The sequence below is a fragment of the Pseudomonas sp. GD03842 genome (assembly GCF_029841165.1).
In the GTDB taxonomy this organism is placed as follows: Bacteria; Pseudomonadota; Gammaproteobacteria; order Pseudomonadales; family Pseudomonadaceae; genus Aquipseudomonas.
This window is the reverse complement of record NZ_JAOCEA010000001.1, coordinates 74,725-89,678: the sequence shown is the minus strand read 5'-3', so window position 1 is coordinate 89,678 and position 14,954 is coordinate 74,725. Positions and strand designations below refer to the sequence as shown.

At 58.3% G+C, this 14,954-nt stretch carries 19 protein-coding genes; 7 read left to right on the top strand and 12 right to left on the bottom strand.

The genetic code is table 11. The features are described from left to right. Nucleotides 1-11 precede the first annotated feature (11 nt). The gene (locus tag N5D61_RS00450) at nt 12-971 is read right to left on the bottom strand and encodes a sugar ABC transporter substrate-binding protein (RefSeq protein ID WP_279890085.1); all 960 of its coding nucleotides are present in this window, start codon (nt 969-971) and stop codon (nt 12-14) included. A gap of 654 nt (nt 972-1,625) precedes the next feature. Beyond that, nucleotides 1,626-1,850, bottom strand: a complete 225-nt coding sequence (locus N5D61_RS00445) for a YgdI/YgdR family lipoprotein (RefSeq protein WP_108238061.1) — start codon at nt 1,848-1,850, stop codon at nt 1,626-1,628. 171 nt (nt 1,851-2,021) lie between these two features. On the opposite strand from N5D61_RS00445, the gene N5D61_RS00440 reads away from it, so the two are divergent. Both N5D61_RS00440 and N5D61_RS00435 read left to right on the top strand, forming a co-directional pair. Next, nucleotides 2,022-2,297, top strand: a complete 276-nt coding sequence (locus N5D61_RS00440) for a DUF1654 domain-containing protein (RefSeq protein ID WP_279890084.1) — start codon at nt 2,022-2,024, stop codon at nt 2,295-2,297. A 74-nt stretch (nt 2,298-2,371) separates the two neighbouring features. After that, complete coding sequence (locus N5D61_RS00435; RefSeq protein WP_279890083.1) at nt 2,372-3,436, top strand: endonuclease/exonuclease/phosphatase family protein; 1,065 nt, start codon at nt 2,372-2,374, stop codon at nt 3,434-3,436. Nucleotides 3,437-3,482: 46 nt separating this feature from the next. Here N5D61_RS00435 and N5D61_RS00430 read toward each other — a convergent pair whose 3' ends face one another. After that, nucleotides 3,483-3,812: a hypothetical protein gene (locus tag N5D61_RS00430; protein WP_279890082.1), complete on the bottom strand. Its 330-nt coding sequence runs from the start codon at nt 3,810-3,812 to the stop codon at nt 3,483-3,485. A 474-nt stretch (nt 3,813-4,286) separates the two neighbouring features. Here N5D61_RS00430 and N5D61_RS00425 point away from each other — a divergent pair, with 474 nt between their 5' ends. Both N5D61_RS00425 and N5D61_RS00420 read left to right on the top strand, forming a co-directional pair. Beyond that, nucleotides 4,287-4,511, top strand: coding sequence for a DUF6555 family protein (locus N5D61_RS00425; protein ID WP_108238057.1), 225 nt, complete (start codon nt 4,287-4,289; stop codon nt 4,509-4,511). 92 nt (nt 4,512-4,603) lie between these two features. Next, on the top strand, nt 4,604-4,858 hold the full coding sequence (locus tag N5D61_RS00420; RefSeq protein ID WP_108238056.1) for a hypothetical protein: 255 nt from the start codon (nt 4,604-4,606) through the stop codon (nt 4,856-4,858). Between the two features lie 198 nt (nt 4,859-5,056). Here N5D61_RS00420 and map read toward each other — a convergent pair whose 3' ends face one another. The 3 genes from map to N5D61_RS00405 all read right to left on the bottom strand — a co-directional run bounded on the left by map (nt 5,057) and on the right by N5D61_RS00405 (nt 6,505). Further along, on the bottom strand, nt 5,057-5,842 hold the full coding sequence (gene map, locus N5D61_RS00415) for a type I methionyl aminopeptidase (RefSeq protein WP_279890081.1): 786 nt from the start codon (nt 5,840-5,842) through the stop codon (nt 5,057-5,059). After that, entirely contained in the window at nt 5,839-6,093 is a 255-nt protein-coding gene (locus N5D61_RS00410) for a ParD-like family protein (RefSeq protein ID WP_108238054.1), read from the bottom strand. Before N5D61_RS00410 ends, map begins: the two co-directional genes overlap by 4 nt. A gap of 73 nt (nt 6,094-6,166) precedes the next feature. Continuing rightward, entirely contained in the window at nt 6,167-6,505 is a 339-nt protein-coding gene (locus N5D61_RS00405; RefSeq protein WP_108238053.1) for a helix-turn-helix transcriptional regulator, read from the bottom strand. A gap of 186 nt (nt 6,506-6,691) precedes the next feature. Between N5D61_RS00405 and N5D61_RS00400 the strand changes: the two genes are divergently transcribed. Beyond that, nucleotides 6,692-6,841, top strand: coding sequence for a hypothetical protein (locus N5D61_RS00400; protein ID WP_158541433.1), 150 nt, complete (start codon nt 6,692-6,694; stop codon nt 6,839-6,841). Nucleotides 6,842-6,885: 44 nt separating this feature from the next. Here the strand turns inward: N5D61_RS00400 and N5D61_RS00395 are convergent, their stop codons facing one another. Beyond that, nucleotides 6,886-7,083: a hypothetical protein gene (locus tag N5D61_RS00395; RefSeq protein ID WP_279890078.1), complete on the bottom strand. Its 198-nt coding sequence runs from the start codon at nt 7,081-7,083 to the stop codon at nt 6,886-6,888. Nucleotides 7,084-7,297: 214 nt separating this feature from the next. Between N5D61_RS00395 and N5D61_RS00390 the strand changes: the two genes are divergently transcribed. After that, complete coding sequence (locus N5D61_RS00390; protein ID WP_279890077.1) at nt 7,298-7,495, top strand: hypothetical protein; 198 nt, start codon at nt 7,298-7,300, stop codon at nt 7,493-7,495. On the opposite strand, the gene N5D61_RS00385 is transcribed toward N5D61_RS00390, so the two are convergent. The 5 genes from N5D61_RS00385 to rlmKL all read right to left on the bottom strand — a co-directional run bounded on the left by N5D61_RS00385 (nt 7,492) and on the right by rlmKL (nt 14,064). After that, nucleotides 7,492-8,523, bottom strand: coding sequence for an Ldh family oxidoreductase (locus N5D61_RS00385; RefSeq protein WP_279890076.1), 1,032 nt, complete (start codon nt 8,521-8,523; stop codon nt 7,492-7,494). The two genes, N5D61_RS00390 and N5D61_RS00385, sit on opposite strands and share 4 nt — an antisense overlap. A 154-nt stretch (nt 8,524-8,677) precedes the next feature. Then, nucleotides 8,678-9,115, bottom strand: a complete 438-nt coding sequence (locus N5D61_RS00380) for a GNAT family N-acetyltransferase (protein WP_279890074.1) — start codon at nt 9,113-9,115, stop codon at nt 8,678-8,680. A gap of 119 nt (nt 9,116-9,234) precedes the next feature. After that, nucleotides 9,235-9,501: a PepSY domain-containing protein gene (locus N5D61_RS00375; RefSeq protein WP_108238049.1), complete on the bottom strand. Its 267-nt coding sequence runs from the start codon at nt 9,499-9,501 to the stop codon at nt 9,235-9,237. A 131-nt stretch (nt 9,502-9,632) separates the two neighbouring features. Continuing rightward, nucleotides 9,633-11,642 (bottom strand): diguanylate cyclase, encoded by a 2,010-nt coding sequence (locus N5D61_RS00370; RefSeq protein WP_279890073.1) that lies wholly within the window; start codon nt 11,640-11,642, stop codon nt 9,633-9,635. A gap of 157 nt (nt 11,643-11,799) precedes the next feature. Then, nucleotides 11,800-14,064 (bottom strand): bifunctional 23S rRNA (guanine(2069)-N(7))-methyltransferase RlmK/23S rRNA (guanine(2445)-N(2))-methyltransferase RlmL, encoded by a 2,265-nt coding sequence (gene rlmKL, locus N5D61_RS00365; RefSeq protein WP_279890072.1) that lies wholly within the window; start codon nt 14,062-14,064, stop codon nt 11,800-11,802. Nucleotides 14,065-14,645: 581 nt separating this feature from the next. Between rlmKL and rmf the strand changes: the two genes are divergently transcribed. Continuing rightward, nucleotides 14,646-14,861, top strand: coding sequence for a ribosome modulation factor (gene rmf, locus N5D61_RS00360; RefSeq protein ID WP_010223328.1), 216 nt, complete (start codon nt 14,646-14,648; stop codon nt 14,859-14,861). The last annotated feature ends 93 nt before the right edge of the window (nt 14,862-14,954 follow it).

Sequence of the window (14,954 nt, the reverse complement as noted above, 5' to 3'; positions counted from 1 at the left end):
AGGAAAACGGCTTATTGCGGCTTGGTGACCAATTCGACAGGGGTCTCGATGACGCCGTCCTTGATGTCGAGCTTGTCGCCTTTGATCATCTTCAGTGCCGTGTCGATGCCAAACACGGCCTGACGCGCGGCGAACTGGTCAGCGGTCGCAAGTACGCGACCATCCTTGAGCATTGGCTTGATCGCATTGATGTTGTCGTAGCCCACGACTTGCACCTTGCCCGCTTTGCCCGCCGCCCTGACCGCGGACACGGCGCCCAATGCCATGCTGTCGTTTCCGGCCAGCAGCGCCTTCAGGTTCGGGTACTCGTTAAGCATCGCCGAGGCGACGGCATTGCCTTTATCGATTTCCCAGTTACCCGATTGCGTGGACACGATTTTCATCTGCGCAGCGTCCATTGCATCCTTGAAACCGGCAGTGCGTTGCTGCGCGTTGGTGGTGGTCGGAACACCTTCGATGATCCCGACCTGATCACCCGCCGTGAGCTGTTTGGCCAAATAGTCGCCGACCAATTTCGCGCCCTTGCGGTTATTCGGCCCTACGAACGGCACTTCGATGTTCTTGCTTTTCAGCACTTCGGGATCAAGCTGGTTGTCGATGTTGACGACTTTGATCCCGGCGTCGATGGCCTTCTTGATCACCGACGCCAGCGCTTTGGAATCAGCAGGGGCTATGACCAAGGCATCGACCTTTTTGACGATCATTTGGTTGACGATGTCAATCTGCGCGGCGGTATCGGATTCGTTCTTGATGCCGTTGGAAATCAGATCGAAGTCGGCGGAGTGTTGCTTCTGATAGTCCTTGGCGCCGTCTTCCATGGTCAGGAAGAACTCATTAGCCAGGGACTTCATCACCAGCGCGACGGTCGGCTTTTTGGCTTCGTCGGCGTAAGCGGACGAGATAGGCAGGGAAAGGGAGCTCGCGGTGAGCATGGCGACAGCGAGAAGACGTGCAGCGAAGGGCAGCTTCATGGGATCACTCCGACATTATGATTATTGTATCGGCACCGTTTGAATCCCGATCGAGGTACGATGGGACCGCAAACGTTTGCGTGAGCCGAACTATGGTAACCCTTTAGGCCTTTGTCAACTGCTCGCTCGATCCCTGCGGCGCGCAGCCGCCCTCTTGTATGACGCCAACGGCGGCAATCGCCCCTTTACACCTCAGGCAGTACGCGAAATCCGTGTGCTAATCCTCTGTAAAACCTATAGATGCGCTAAGATAGAGGCTATCTGACATCGCCATTCCCCATGGCTTTACCGATGAACTGCGGGAGTAATAATGACAAGCCCGGCTACAAACGAAATCCCAGCGGAGGCAGGATCCGATCCTGCCTCGGAATTCGTGCACTCCATGATTGCGTCCCTGCCGGGGGCGAGTCCTGTGGGGCGAGACAGAGAGGCCCAGCGCCAGTGGTACGAGTCGCTATCGCCAGAGCAGCAGATGGTGGTGCGAGACAGGCTGCGGGAGGAGATCACACGGATTCGATCAGCCTCCGGCCGGCGTTCGAGTGGGTTGTCCACCTATCCCTCCCGACTCAGGGATCACGGTTGACGCTGCCCTGCTCCACCATCCGATGCGCGTCAGGATGCCTGATCGAACGGTGTTCGATCAGGGGCTGGTCTTCAATCTTCTTCCTTGACCGTTGCGACCTCATCAGCCCGAACTTTCACTTTTTTGCCTGAGATGTCTTCGAACTCATAGAAGCCATCCTTGTTCTTGGTTTTCGGCAGGTCCTTGGTCACATACTGCGTACCGTTCTGCAACGTCACCACGGTCGCAGTAGAGCACCCTGCCAGCCACACGCAACTTACCAACGCCAGAAGCGGCCCCACGCTTTTCATCTTCATGCTGACTCCTCGTTCTCATGGCCGGTGCGAACTGATTCGCCGACAGAGCATCTGATCGGCGCGAGCGCTTTTGGTTCGAGATTGCCCGCTCTCCTATACGAATCAAGGAGTTGGCCGCGTTGATGAATATTCCTAAGTCCCATTGCGAAATCCCCCACGATAAAATACTGTATGCGCATACAGTTAAAACAAAAGGATTCATTCGTGTCCGACAGTCTCGCTCCCGCGCCGGCTTCTTATGAGCAACTGGCCTCGCGCATTCAGAAAATCATCAACTCACCCACTGCCCAGCGCTCACGATCGGCGTTGATTTTCCGGCTCGCCAACGAACAGGAAGATGATTGGAGCCAACTGCTGGAGGAAATCGCCGAGAACGATAACGTGACCCTGGCGTGGCGTGACGATGGAGGCGTACAGATTTTCTGGACCGTGCCTAGAGAAGATTGACCCCTCGGTCTGCGCACCACCCACGAGTCGGTACGAACGGCTCATTTTCGTTTCAATTTGCCTGGCTGTCTTTCATGTTTAGAGTGTTCGCTTCGCTTGTACTGACCTTCGCCCTCCTGCCCCACGCTCACGCTGACCTCAACATGGGCACTTGGAACCTGGAACACTTGAATGTGCGCCCGACCAAGGACTTTCAGGCGATTGCCAAAGTCGCGCAACGTGTCGATTTCCTTGCGATACAAGAGCTGATGAGCGAGCAAGCGCTCCAAACCCTTGCGCAAGAATTGACGCGCCAGACCGGCAAACACTGGAGCGCAATGGCTTCCCATGCCGTGGGCCGTTCCTCTTATAAAGAGATGTACGGTTTCATCTGGCGCGATGATGCAGTGAGCTATGAAGATGGCGCCGTAACCTACCTGGATCGCGGCGACACCTTCGAGCGCGAGCCCTACTCCGCGCGCTTCAGATCGCTCAAGGACGACACCACCTTCGTGGTCGCCACCGTGCACATTCTCTACGGCAAAAATCAGGCGGATCGTGCGTCAGAGATTACAGCGCTGTCCAGTTACTGGACCTGGTTGAAAGAGACCTACCCGGGCAATAACGCGATCCTGCTGGTGGGTGACTTCAACACACCGCCCACTTCTTCTGCCTGGGAAAAGCTCGATGACAGCGCTCGCCCGCTGATGCTCCAGGGTGCCAGCACACTGTCCACCACTGACGGCAAATTTTCCAACCTGTACGACAACATCTTCATCAGTAAGGATTCAGCGATCAAGGTCAGGGCCGTGGAGGTATTCAACTACCCGAAATTTCTCGGACTGACCCATGCCCAAGGGCGGGAAAAGGTTTCTGACCACGCGCCCATTTTCCTCCGCGCAAGTCTGATGGAAGGCGTCACGGCCAACAGTGCGCGCGCTGCCAGACCCAGTGCCCCCAACCCGATGCGGCCTGCCGCTGTGAACCCTGGCAGCACCAAGCCCCTTACGGTAGCGATCCGTGGAAACAAGAAAACCATGGTCTACCATCGCCCTGACTGCCCTTCCTACAACAGCGTGTCAGAGAAGAACCGCGTCGAGTTCATCAGCGCAGCCGCTGCGGAAGCGCAACATTACCACCTCGCCGGCAATTGCCATTGAACTCAATCCAGGCAGAGACGCCCATGTCGGCGTCACTGCCCCCTGCTCACTTGCGCGCCAGATCATGCTGAACGCAGCCTTCGTAATAGGCCTGTTTGACCGCTACAGGCTTGAGGCGGGACGGGCTTTTATAGGTCTGATCAGTGATGCCTAGCGCCATCTTTCGCATCCACGGCTGTGAATAATGGCGCTTTTGCAGATGCTTGCGAGCGCTGGAGAGGGTCGTGCCTGCGAGCTTGGATTGCTGAGCCGTCTTTGCGACGTCCGAACCCCACTTGCACACTTGAAGATCGTTCTTGCTGATATCACGGGCTTGCGCAGGCATCGCTGCCATCATCAAGACCCATGCCGCCACACTTAGCCCCACACTTCGCATACGCTATGTCCCGGAATACCCTGAAAGGTAAGGATTTTTTCAGAAAAGGGTGGACATGCGGGCCATTAGATTGCCTTTTTTTCATCATTGGAGGGCCATGCAGCTGATCCTGCCCGATGGAGGCCTGACCATAGCCTGACTCCTCTAAAAGCATTGAATCGCGTAGAGAGCGAGGGTCTCACCACCGCTGGACCATTCAAAAAGATATGGCACATCGCCGCTTATCGGCGCGCAGTTCAAACGACCGGCAAACAGTGCAATTCTCTGTCGGGCAGTATCGATTTTAGCGACACCCAGTGACGCCTCTCAGGCAGAGAACCGCATTACGATCCAAGGCAGGATACCCTCCAGCAGCCTGTATCGATCCCGAAATGAAGTGACAGCATCGCTGCAACAACCTCCGGCGACGCTGTCAGGTACATCAGGAAGTACTCCAATTTCAGACCGGCGTATCAGACGCCCAACAGGCCCATGATGAATGACTCTAAGGATTTTGAAATTCATTACCGATTCAGAGGCGAACCGCGACAGTTTTCCCACCATGCCCGGCACCTGTGCGAGAGCGAGGCGCTGCATTACGCCACACTGCACGCCGGCGTCGGTAATCTCGAAGGCAGCGTGGCCACTGCCCCCTTGCGCTTGGCGATGCTTTACGCCGAAGCACTGGGGGTGACTCAAGTTCAATGGAAACGCACTTGATAGCCAATTGAGCAGAAACGCAAAACGATCCGAGGGGCAGATGGTCGGTATCTACAAGCAGCGCTCATCAAACCAGCAAAGCGAGGAAGAACATGACCATCGATAACGCACTCAAGCACGAGGTGCTGACCCGGCTGTTGCACGCCCACCCTGCCGGGCTGGGCAAGGAAATCCTGGACAATTACCGAGGCGAGAATGCCGTCGCCGACACGCTCGAACATCTTCAGCAGGCAGGTCTGATACACGATGGATGTGTCGATCACCCCGACAAGGGCGAGCGATCGTTGAAATACCCGGTCAAGCTCAGCTCGGCCGGAGTCGATGCGGCGAAGCAGTTGCAGGGCTGACTCGCATCTGCGAAGAAACCGGCCTAGGCCGGTTTCTTTTTGGGGAAATAGTCTGGTGTTCTCCCCAAGTGCTGCATGCCTGATCATCCATGAGCCGGTCAGGCCGCAGCACTCCAGGGGAACGAGACAAATCCTACAAGCCCCATCGAGTTTTCGTCACTCGATCAATTGTGACTTTATTCGTCCGGGAAGAAGCTGTCATACCGGCGGAAACGCACCTGTCCCGTCAGGCCACGGCGTGAGCAGTTCAAAACCAGTCGGGGTGACCGCGACCATGTGCTCCCATTGAGCGGAGAGTGACTGGTCGCGGGTCAGCACCGTCCAGCCGTCGTCAAGCACTCGGGTTCCTGGTTTGCCAGCATTGATCATGGGCTCGATGGTGAACACCATCCCAGGTTTGAGCTTCAGCCCCTTCCCTGCGGCGCCATAATGCAGCACCTGCGGTTCTTCATGGTATTTACGTCCGATGCCATGGCCGCAATATTCGCGCACGACACTGAAGCCCTCGCGGTAAGCGACCGTCTGAATGGCATTCCCGATGTCGCCCAGGGTCGCGCCTGGGCGTACGGCATGGATACCCGCCAGCGTCGCCTCGTAGGTGGTCTCTACCAAACGCCTTGCCAACGGGCTCACCTCGCCGACGTAGTACATGCGACTGGTGTCGCCATACCAGCCATCCTTGATGACGGCGACGTCGATGTTGACGATATCGCCTTCCTTGAGGATGTCATCTGGCGAAGGGATGCCGTGGCATACGACGGTATTGGGCGATATGCAGGTGGTTTTGGTGAACCCGTGGTAGCCCACATTGGCAGGCGTGACCTTGAGGACATTGACGATATAGTCGTTGCACAGGTCATCCAAGGCTTCGGTGCTGATGCCAGGTTTGACATGGGGCGCAATCATCGCGAGTACGTCCGCGGCCAGACGACCCGCTACTCGCAGGCCCACCATATCGGCTTCGCTTTTCAGAGTGATGCTCATCGAGTCGCCACCCCGATCTTGAAGTCGCCACCCTCGGATGAATCGGCCTGCCCCTGGAACAAAGCGTCTCCCGTCAACTCAGCGCGGATCAGCATCTGGGAAATATCGCTGTAGGTCAGACCCGGGTTGAGCTCGGCCAGCATGCCGATGCGCATCCAGTGTTCAGCTTGCGCATTGATGGAGCGGCTGAGAGCCGCACTGGCCGAGCGAATGTTGGCGTGCATCTGTTCGGAAATCTTGACTAGACCCATGGGTAACCCTCGTCGTGAATATACGAATCATAAACGTTTCATATATTCGACCACAACCACGGGTGAGTGCACTTCAGGCAGTGGAGTGTTCCGGTGCACATTCAGACAGGGAATCGGCCAATTGCGAAATGGCGTACCGATCCTTTTCGCCCAATGCGCGATAGTGCGTGATGATTGCTCGCTCCGCTTCGCTAAGCGCATCGATCGCCAACGGCGTTCGCTTGCCTGACAGCACATAAAGGATGTCGACGCCTCGCTTTTCCAGGTCGGCAAGGTAATCAGCGCGAGGAATACGCTCCCCGCTTTCGTACTTGCCTTGGGCATTGGCCTCAACACCACCCACAGCGCCAAATTCCTGCTGGGACAACCCAAGACGTTTTCGCTCTTCCTTCAATCGTCGGCCAATGTTCATGATCAATAGCCTCAAACGTAAGCTGTTAAGTTCCAGACCCCACTGGTCCGGGGGAGTTGCGATTGCTTCGACGATTGTTCAAGATTTGCCCTTACGGCCTCAGGAATACGTCAACATGGCCGATAGATTCGGATGGAATGCCGGCCTGTAGCGGGCACCCGATTCATGCAGTTCGGAGAACCAGACGTGATCACATTTATCCTGGCGTGGTGTGCCTTGTCGCTCATGGGGACTTTGTTCGCGTTGAGCCTGATCAAGATGGGCAAACGGCGTCAGCCCGATGCCGAAGATCTTTCGACGCGAACCCGCGTGGCCCGCTCCACTTATAAACACTGAAACCCCACTCACCACCAACGTTGGCAACGCTGGCATTCTCTCGGCTATGCCTGCTCGGCAGCGGGACGGTGCGCAGTGGAAACGAGCGTTAGCCCGGCCAGCTCCTGGCTGAATTGCCGGACACCGGCCGCCAATGCCAGAAAGTCTTCTCGTTGCATCGCGTTGCCCCAAACGCTATCGAATGTGACGTCTGTCACTTCAGAAATGAACGGTGAGGCGGTTTGAGCGTGATTCATCTGCATGGTCGATCTCTCTAGTCACATACTGTTCATGCATACAGTACTTTTTCTTTAACAACGGATGCAAGCCCTGTCTTGACGAACGGTCGTCCGCCTTTGCGCGGCCATCCAACAGCATCGGGCAAGCACGGGGCAGTAACGGGATACCGGCGCAGCCATTGCCAGAGGTAGGGTGCAGCGAGGTAGCCCATTCTCCCTTTACCGTCGAGACACGACCATGAAGACGCTCATTGCCCTGCTATTCGTGTCGGTGCTGGCCGCGATCAGCGCCAGTGCACTGGCCATGCCCTGTGCGACCAAAGTCCGATCATCGGACGAAACACTGGACAGCCGCCATCTTCAGCGGCTGCACATTGCGCTGCAGCATCCGATGGCGGTCAAGCTGGCGGGCAGGGTTCCAGCGCCAGCGGCCTAGCGCGCCGCCAGCGCTTGAAGGTGGGCCAAGTCCGTCGCAGACAGCACGATGCCCTCGGCCAGGGATTTCTGGCGCTGGCGATAACGTCGATCAGCAGGCATCCGCTCCTGCCCCACGCCGTGCATTTGCCGAACCAGCTCTTCGCTGCGTTGGGCGAATGACTGTCCGCTGCCTTTGTCGGGGTCTATCACGATGATCAACTGTCCGGTCCAAGGCGTCTGGGCGCCTGGTTTGGTGGACATATCGAACTCAAATGAAAAATGCCCTCCCGTGAGCGCAGCCGAGAGCAACTCGACCATCATCGACAGGGCCGATCCTTTGTACCCGCCAAAGGTGAGCAGCGCGCCGCCGTCCAACACGGCCTTGGGGTCCTGCGTGGGTTGCCCCGCGCCATCGACCCCCATGCCGGGTGCAAGGGCGCGCCCTTCCCTCGCCGCGATCTGGACATCACCATGGGCAATGGCGCTCGTCGCCATGTCGAAAACGATGGGCGGGCCCTCGGCGCGTGGGGCGGCGAAGGCGATAGGGTTGGTGCCGAACAAGGGCCTTTGGGCACCATGAGGCACCACACAGGTCATGCTGTTGACCACACTCAACGCCACGAGCCCCTCCTGAGCGAAGGGTTCGACGTCTGGCCACAGCGCTGCAAAATGGTGGGAATTACGAATGGCCAGGATCGCGACGCCTGCGTGACGCGCCTTCTCGACCACCAGTGCTCTAGCAGCGTGCAACGCCGGCTGAGCGAAGCCACCGCCAGCATCGACCCGCACGAACGCGGCCCCCACGTCTTCGACGTGTGGCACCGCTTGGCCGTCCACCCACCCTGCCCCCAATGAGGCCAGGTAACCCTTGATGCGAAAGATCCCATGGCTGTGGGAGCCATCCCGTTCGGCGCTGGCACAGTTCTCGGCCAGCACTTGCGCCACCGCCGGCGACGTTCCGTGACGCAGGAAAATGCGCTGTAGAAGCTCGGTCAGTTCGACAAAAGAGAGGGTTTCGGTGGCAGCCGTGTCGCGGGGTGAAGGCATCTGAAGCTCCGGCGTGATTATTGGAAGTGGGGAAGCCGAACAGAATGTGAAATGCGTTCGGAGATTACTGCGTGCGTTTCATTCGGTAAACCGCGCGCTCGCTTCCCGCCCAGCTCGCTTACGCAAGTCCCGCGCCAACCTGCACCGTCGAAGATCAGCCGTTGACTGTGTCCAGTCGTTTCTGAAAGAACAGCCGAGAATGCCCGGGCGGGTAATCACTCAGTTGGCCGAAGGCTTGATAACCCTGCTTGCGATAAAAACCGGGTGCCTGGAATTCGAAGGTGTCCAGCCACACTCCGATGCATTGCTGCTCACGGGCAAAATCCTCGGCCATGGCCATCAGCCGACTGCCTAACTTTTGGCTTCGCGCACGCTCGGGCACGACGAGCAGTTGGATAAACATCCAGCGATACAGAATGCGCCCGTAAAGCCCACCCAGTACGGCGTCGGTTTCCTCGTCTCGTACAAAAAAGGCAAATTTTTTTGACATTCCATCCCCCGCTTTCGAGGCGTTATACGCTCGAAGCGGTTCCAGAATCTGGAGACGTTCGTCTTCGTCGGGATTGCTTTTGAACTCGATACGCACACTCATGCACCGCTTCCTGCTGGGGTGAGAAAGAAAAGAGTGGCAAGGGTGTTGGATATGTGGGGAGGAGTAAAGCCTGGCGAGGGAGATAGAGGGAGCGTCGGATGCGACGCCCCCGCTGGGAATCAGTCTTTCTGGTCCCGAAGAATGTTGCCGGAGGTGCCATCGATACGGAATTCATACGTCAGGCTGTCGGCTTTACGCCCCTCGCCTTCCCAGTAGCCATTGTCATCGGCTTCGATTTTATAGATCTGCGTGTAGCCCGCAGACTTGGCTTTTTCAATGGCCTTCTCGATGGTGATCCAGCCAGGGCCAGGTTTGTCCGCCAACGCAAAAGGTGCGGCGGCCAGTGAGGCGGTGGCAAGGACGACGGCAGTCAGTGTCTTGATCATTTCAGAACTCCATTTCCCTTTTCGGGCTTTATACAGGCGACTTTTTGGAGTTCCGGTGGAAAAAAATAGTTCAGCCGAGGTTATGTAACCGAGTGATGCAACGACTCGACGCAAGGTCACGGCGGGTACGGCTACACCCGTTCCGGTCCGATCCGGTCGCGACCGGCCATTTTTGCTGCATACACCCCGGCATCCGCCCGGACCAGCAGTGAATCGCCACCTTCACCCTCGCGCCAGCTCGCGATGCCGAAACTTGCGGTGACCTGCCCCACGCCGTCCACCGGCTCGGCGCGTAATGCCGCCCTAAGCTCCGTGGCCAACCCATAGGCCTGCGCCCCATCGGTGTCAGGGCACAGGATCATGAACTCCTCGCCACCAAGGCGGCAAAACACATCGCTGCCCCGAAGACGATGACTGAGCCGCTGGCAGATCGCTTGCAGAACGCGATCGCCTACCGCATGACCCAACTGGTCATTGATGCGCTTGAAATGATCAATGTCGAGCATGACCACCGCGAATGCTCCACCGTAGCGCCCGACACGCGACAGCTCGGCCTGCAGACGCTCTTGAAAATACCGTCGGTTGAAGACCCCGGTCAGCGCGTCCGTCACGGACATCGTGCGCAGTTCCTCCTCCACCCGCTTGCGCTCGGTGATATCGACACAGACTGCCAGGTAACCGACCCACTGATTGTGTTCATTGAGCATCGGACTGACTTGCATATTGACGCGCAAGTGACTGCCGTCGCGGCGCACGAACGTCCAGTCGTTGGTCTGGTGGCTGTGTTCTTCAACGGCTTCCACCAGCATCGCCTCGCAGGCCTTGATCGGTCGGCCGTAGCGTTGGCTCAGCTCGGACACGTGGTCGGCCAGCTCAGAAAACAGGTGCAACTGACGCAGCGTCAGGACGCCGCTCACCTCCGCGCTGCTGTAGCCGAGCATCTTTTCCGCGCCGATATTGAAGGTCGTGATCACACCATCCAGGTCCGTGGCAATGATCGCCACCTGGGTCGTGGCCTCCAGGACATTGGTCAACTGGCTGTGAGCGCTGCGCAACTTCTGTTCCCGCTGGCGCAACTGCAAGGTTCGCTGCTCGACCAGCCGGATCGCGCGCTGACGTTGACTGATCAGCACATAGAGCAACGCGCTGATCATGAAACTGAGCAACGCGCCCAGGATGATCACGCTTTCGTTGGACGAGGGGTTGGCGCCCGCAAACACGGCCGTTGGCCGCAGCTGCACTTGGAACCTGCGTCCGGCGAAATCCAGCGTTCGGACAATCGACAACTCACTGGGGATGGCAGAGGCGGTCGAATCATAAAGCCGTGTCGGCTCCGATGAGGAGGTGACGTCGTCCAAGGTAAGCGCCAGGTTGTCCTGTTCGATGGGTGGCAAGCCTTCGGTCATCATCGTGCGCATGCTGATCACCGCCATCAGAAACCCCTCGAACGTGCCTGGTTGCCCGAGATCGGAAAGGGTGCGTGGAAAAACCGGGGCGACCAAGAGAATCCCCTTGCGGTTCTCAGCGTCGAGGCCCACCAGATCGATGCGCGGGGAAGCCGCCATCGTGCCGGACCGCAACGCACGCTCCAGCGTCGCCCGGCGGACGGGTTCGGAACTGAGGTCGAAACCGAAAGGCAATGCCAGCGTACTGCGACTTTGGCTGAAGCGGACCGGGTAGTACACCGGGCGGCGTCCTGCCAACACCAACTCACCGGCGCTGGAAAGCTCACGAACGGAATAACCTGCGTGGCCGTCTTCTCGGGCCTGCAGCTCAAAGGGAGACCGTTCGATATCAAGCACTTTGGGCGCCCAGGAATAAGCTTGCGTCAGGATCAACAACGGGCGCGCGAAGCCATTGAAGCCCTCCTCCGAGACCTCATTGGAATACATGAAAAAGCGACGAAGGCCGTCAAGGCGACGGATCTGACCTTCGAGACGATCCTGCACACGGCTGATCCGCTCAGCGGCGAGCAGCTCGAACCGCTGTCGCAATTGGCGCTGATACAGCTCGACATTGGCCAGCGCCAATAACGCCGTGAGTACCGCACCTGCGGAAAACACTAACGTGGCCAAGACCCAGGACGAGGTGTCTTCATTGATGAAGCCAAGAATCTTGGCGCGGGTCCGATTTGACGACATAGCCAGCACTCATGGCGCCACAGTGTTGCTGCGACCCGTGGCCAGAGCTCAGTTATAGCTATTAGCCATTAGTTTGCCTAGTGCTACATGTCGCGTACTCCAGGCCGCATCAGGCATTGCCCTCTGCGGCCTGGCCTATCCGTCCGGGGAGGTCAGCTTAGCGCGCAGTGATCTTCCAGGCCCGATGAATTTTCCCGTTGCGGGCGAAATCCGGGTCGATGGTCTGTGCAGTGATTTCCTCGACGGCATAGCGCTGAGGCACATGCTCTTCCATCTGAAACTTGCGGAAATTGTTCGAGAAGTACAACACCCCGCCACTGGCCAGACGCGCCATGGCCAAGTCGATCAGTTGCACGTGATCGCGCTGGACATCGAACACCCCTTCCATGCGTTTGGAATTGGAGAAAGTGGGCGGGTCGATGAAGATCAGGTCGTATTCGTCACGGCTGCTTTCCAGCCAGGCCATCACATCGCCCTGTTCCAGACGCTGTCTGTCGGAGAAGCCGTTGAGCGACAGGTTACGACGCGCCCAATCCAGGTAGGTTTTCGACAGGTCAACGCTGGTGGTGCTGCGGGCACCGCCCCGGGCGGCATGCACCGTCGCGGTGGCGGTGTAACAGAACAGGTTGAGAAAACGTTTGCCTTGCGCCTCCCGCTGAATACGCATGCGCATTGGCCGGTGGTCGAGGAACAGCCCGGTATCCAGGTAGTCGGTCAAGTTGACCAGCAGCTTGATGCCGCCTTCGTTGACCTCATTGAACTTGCCTTGCGCGCTTTGACGCTCATATTGCTTCGTCCCGCTCTGGCGCTCGCGACGTTTGACCACCACATGGCTCTTGTCGATGTTCAAGGCCTGAGGAATGGCCGCCAGCGCGTCGTACATGCGGATCGAAGCCTTTTGCGGATCGATCGATTTGGGCGCTGCATATTCCTGAACATGCACCCAATCGTGATACAGGTCGATGGCCATCGCGTATTCAGGCATGTCGGCATCGTAGACGCGGTAGCAGTCGATGCCTTCGCGCTTGACCCACTTGCTCAGGGCCTTGACGTTCTTTTGCAGACGGTTGGCGAACATCTGGCCGCCTTCGCTGAGGCGTGGCTGCTCGACCGCCGGCGCGGGCGCGGGCTTGATGGGGTTACCGTTCTTATTCAGCGCGCGCGCCTGCAGCCCCTCTGGCAGTGGATCGGAGACGGCCTGTTCACGGGCGGCCTGACGCTGTTCGGGGCTGAGGCGCTCACCTGTGACGAACTGATCCGGTCGCACCTTGATCAGCAACAGTTTGCAGGGCAACGCACCGTTCCAGAAAGCGTACTGTTTATGACTGCGGATGCCCATGCGCTTGCCCAGGTCCGGCGCCCCTGTAAAAACGGCAGCCTCCCAGTTGAGACAGGCCTGACGCAGACGCTCGCCGAGGTTCTGATAGAGGTACAGCAGGCTCGCTTCGTCCCCCAGGCGCTCGCCGTAGGGCGGGTTGCAGATCACCAGACCTTTCTGGTTCTGGTCCGGACGCGGCTCGAAGGTGGCCACTTCGCCCTGGTAGATTTTGATCCAGTCCGACAGCCCGGCCCTTTCGACGTTATTGCGACCCGGTTGAATCAACCGCGGATCGGCTTCATACCCGCGTATCCATAACGGTGGACGAGCCAGCCCTGCTTCGGCGCGGGCCAGCGCCTCGTCGTGCAGCTTGCGCCAGAGCGCAGGGACATGGCCCAGCCACGCGGAAAAACCCCAGCGTTCGCGCTTGAGATTGGGCGCAATGTCCGCGGCGATCATCGCTGCTTCCACGAGAAACGTCCCCACGCCGCACATCGGGTCAGCCAGCGCGCCTCCTTCGGCAGCGATACGCGGCCAGCCCGAGCGGATCAGCACGGCAGCGGCGAGGTTTTCCTTGAGCGGCGCGGCGCCCTGCTGCAGGCGATAGCCCCGCTGGTGCAGGCTGTGGCCGGACAGGTCAAGGGAGAGAATCGCTTCACCGCGATCCAGACGCAGGTGGACACGCAGATCCGGGTTGAGCTTATCGATGGAAGGCCGCTCGCCATCGGGGGTCCGCAGCTTGTCGACGATGGCATCCTTGACCTTGAGAGCGCCGAAATGCGTGTTGTCGATGCCCGAGCCATGGCCGCTGAACTCCACCGCCAGAGTACCGTCGGGCTCCAGATGGTCTGCCCAGTCGATGTCATGGACGCCGTGATACAAGTCATCGGCGTTTTTCATCGTAAAGCGTTTGAGCACCAGCAGGACACGGTTGGCCAAACGCGACCACAGGCACAGCCGGTAGGCGGTTTCCATGTCGGCGATGCCGCGAATGGTCGAGGTATGTTCGCGGGTGTCCTGCAAGCCAAGCGCAGTGGCCTCCTCAGCGAGCAGGCTTTCCAGCCCTTTGGGACAGGTGAGGAAGAGTTCGTAGCGGTCCGACATAAGAATTCCAGAGCCATAAGGCGTAATGTGGCCAGGCAACGCGTTGCCCGCCCTGTTTCAAACAGGTGCCTTTCCGAGAGGACACCTGCGTGGCACACCCGTTGTGCCCATTTGCCGCAACGATACAGGTCGAAGGCGGCGGCGAAGCCCGTGGTCCAACTACCACCGGGTTCGCGAAATCTGATTTGAAAACATGATTCAGCACGACAACAAAGGGAATAAGAAGCCACAGAGGTGACCCTTCGTCGCTTTAAATCTGACGTCAATCAGCCATCACGGCCGCATGAGAACGCGTCGCACATTCGATCAGGGCCCCCCATATCAGGGGCTCGGCGGCAAAAAGCCCGGCGAATCCACCCATCACTTATGGCCTTAAAGCTTCAATCGTTACGTTCTTATGACAAAACGGTCATTCACACCCTTCGGTTCATTGGTTAGAAATCACCTCAGCCTTCGACGCAATGACGGGGGTGCAGAGCCCGCGACGCCGGCAGCGGGCGACGAAACGGCAGATGATTTCTGCCTGGCCTCAACCTGAGGTCTCCAGGGACATAACAGTCAACAAACGAGGGCAACACCCTATGAGAAGACTTAAGCGTGATCCGTTGGAAAGAGCTTTTTCGCGCGGATATCAATACGGCGTAACTGGTAAATCCCGTGAGCTTTGCCCATTTACTCTACCGTCGGTACGTCAAGCCTGGATCAACGGCTGGCGAGAGGGACGCGGCGACAACTGGGACGGTATGACCGGCACTGCGGGTATACACAGACTCAACGAACTTCACGCAGTCGGCTGACACCCTTTTCACTTGGGTGACCGACCTAATTAAGGTTTCTTAAAAAGAGATTCGACAATCAGATTCACTTCACACCTGCACCATGCACGTCCC

Bases quoted from the DNA above. Each gene is read 5' to 3' on its own strand.
- N5D61_RS00450 (WP_279890085.1), bottom strand. From the start codon at position 971: ATGAAGCTGCCCTTCGCTGCACGTCTTCTCGCTGTCGCCATGCTCACC.
- N5D61_RS00445 (WP_108238061.1), bottom strand. From the start codon at position 1,850: ATGAAGATGAAAAGCGTGGGGCCGCTTCTGGCGTTGGTAAGTTGCGTG.
- N5D61_RS00440 (WP_279890084.1), top strand. From the start codon at position 2,022: ATGCGCATACAGTTAAAACAAAAGGATTCATTCGTGTCCGACAGTCTC.
- N5D61_RS00435 (WP_279890083.1), top strand. From the start codon at position 2,372: ATGTTTAGAGTGTTCGCTTCGCTTGTACTGACCTTCGCCCTCCTGCCC.
- N5D61_RS00430 (WP_279890082.1), bottom strand. From the start codon at position 3,812: ATGCGAAGTGTGGGGCTAAGTGTGGCGGCATGGGTCTTGATGATGGCA.
- N5D61_RS00425 (WP_108238057.1), top strand. From the start codon at position 4,287: ATGAATGACTCTAAGGATTTTGAAATTCATTACCGATTCAGAGGCGAA.
- N5D61_RS00420 (WP_108238056.1), top strand. From the start codon at position 4,604: ATGACCATCGATAACGCACTCAAGCACGAGGTGCTGACCCGGCTGTTG.
- map (WP_279890081.1), bottom strand. From the start codon at position 5,842: ATGAGCATCACTCTGAAAAGCGAAGCCGATATGGTGGGCCTGCGAGTA.
- N5D61_RS00410 (WP_108238054.1), bottom strand. From the start codon at position 6,093: ATGGGTCTAGTCAAGATTTCCGAACAGATGCACGCCAACATTCGCTCG.
- N5D61_RS00405 (WP_108238053.1), bottom strand. From the start codon at position 6,505: ATGAACATTGGCCGACGATTGAAGGAAGAGCGAAAACGTCTTGGGTTG.
- N5D61_RS00395 (WP_279890078.1), bottom strand. From the start codon at position 7,083: ATGCAGATGAATCACGCTCAAACCGCCTCACCGTTCATTTCTGAAGTG.
- N5D61_RS00390 (WP_279890077.1), top strand. From the start codon at position 7,298: ATGAAGACGCTCATTGCCCTGCTATTCGTGTCGGTGCTGGCCGCGATC.
- N5D61_RS00385 (WP_279890076.1), bottom strand. From the start codon at position 8,523: ATGCCTTCACCCCGCGACACGGCTGCCACCGAAACCCTCTCTTTTGTC.
- N5D61_RS00380 (WP_279890074.1), bottom strand. From the start codon at position 9,115: ATGAGTGTGCGTATCGAGTTCAAAAGCAATCCCGACGAAGACGAACGT.
- N5D61_RS00375 (WP_108238049.1), bottom strand. From the start codon at position 9,501: ATGATCAAGACACTGACTGCCGTCGTCCTTGCCACCGCCTCACTGGCC.
- N5D61_RS00370 (WP_279890073.1), bottom strand. From the start codon at position 11,642: ATGTCGTCAAATCGGACCCGCGCCAAGATTCTTGGCTTCATCAATGAA.
- rlmKL (WP_279890072.1), bottom strand. From the start codon at position 14,064: ATGTCGGACCGCTACGAACTCTTCCTCACCTGTCCCAAAGGGCTGGAA.
- rmf (WP_010223328.1), top strand. From the start codon at position 14,646: ATGAGAAGACTTAAGCGTGATCCGTTGGAAAGAGCTTTTTCGCGCGGA.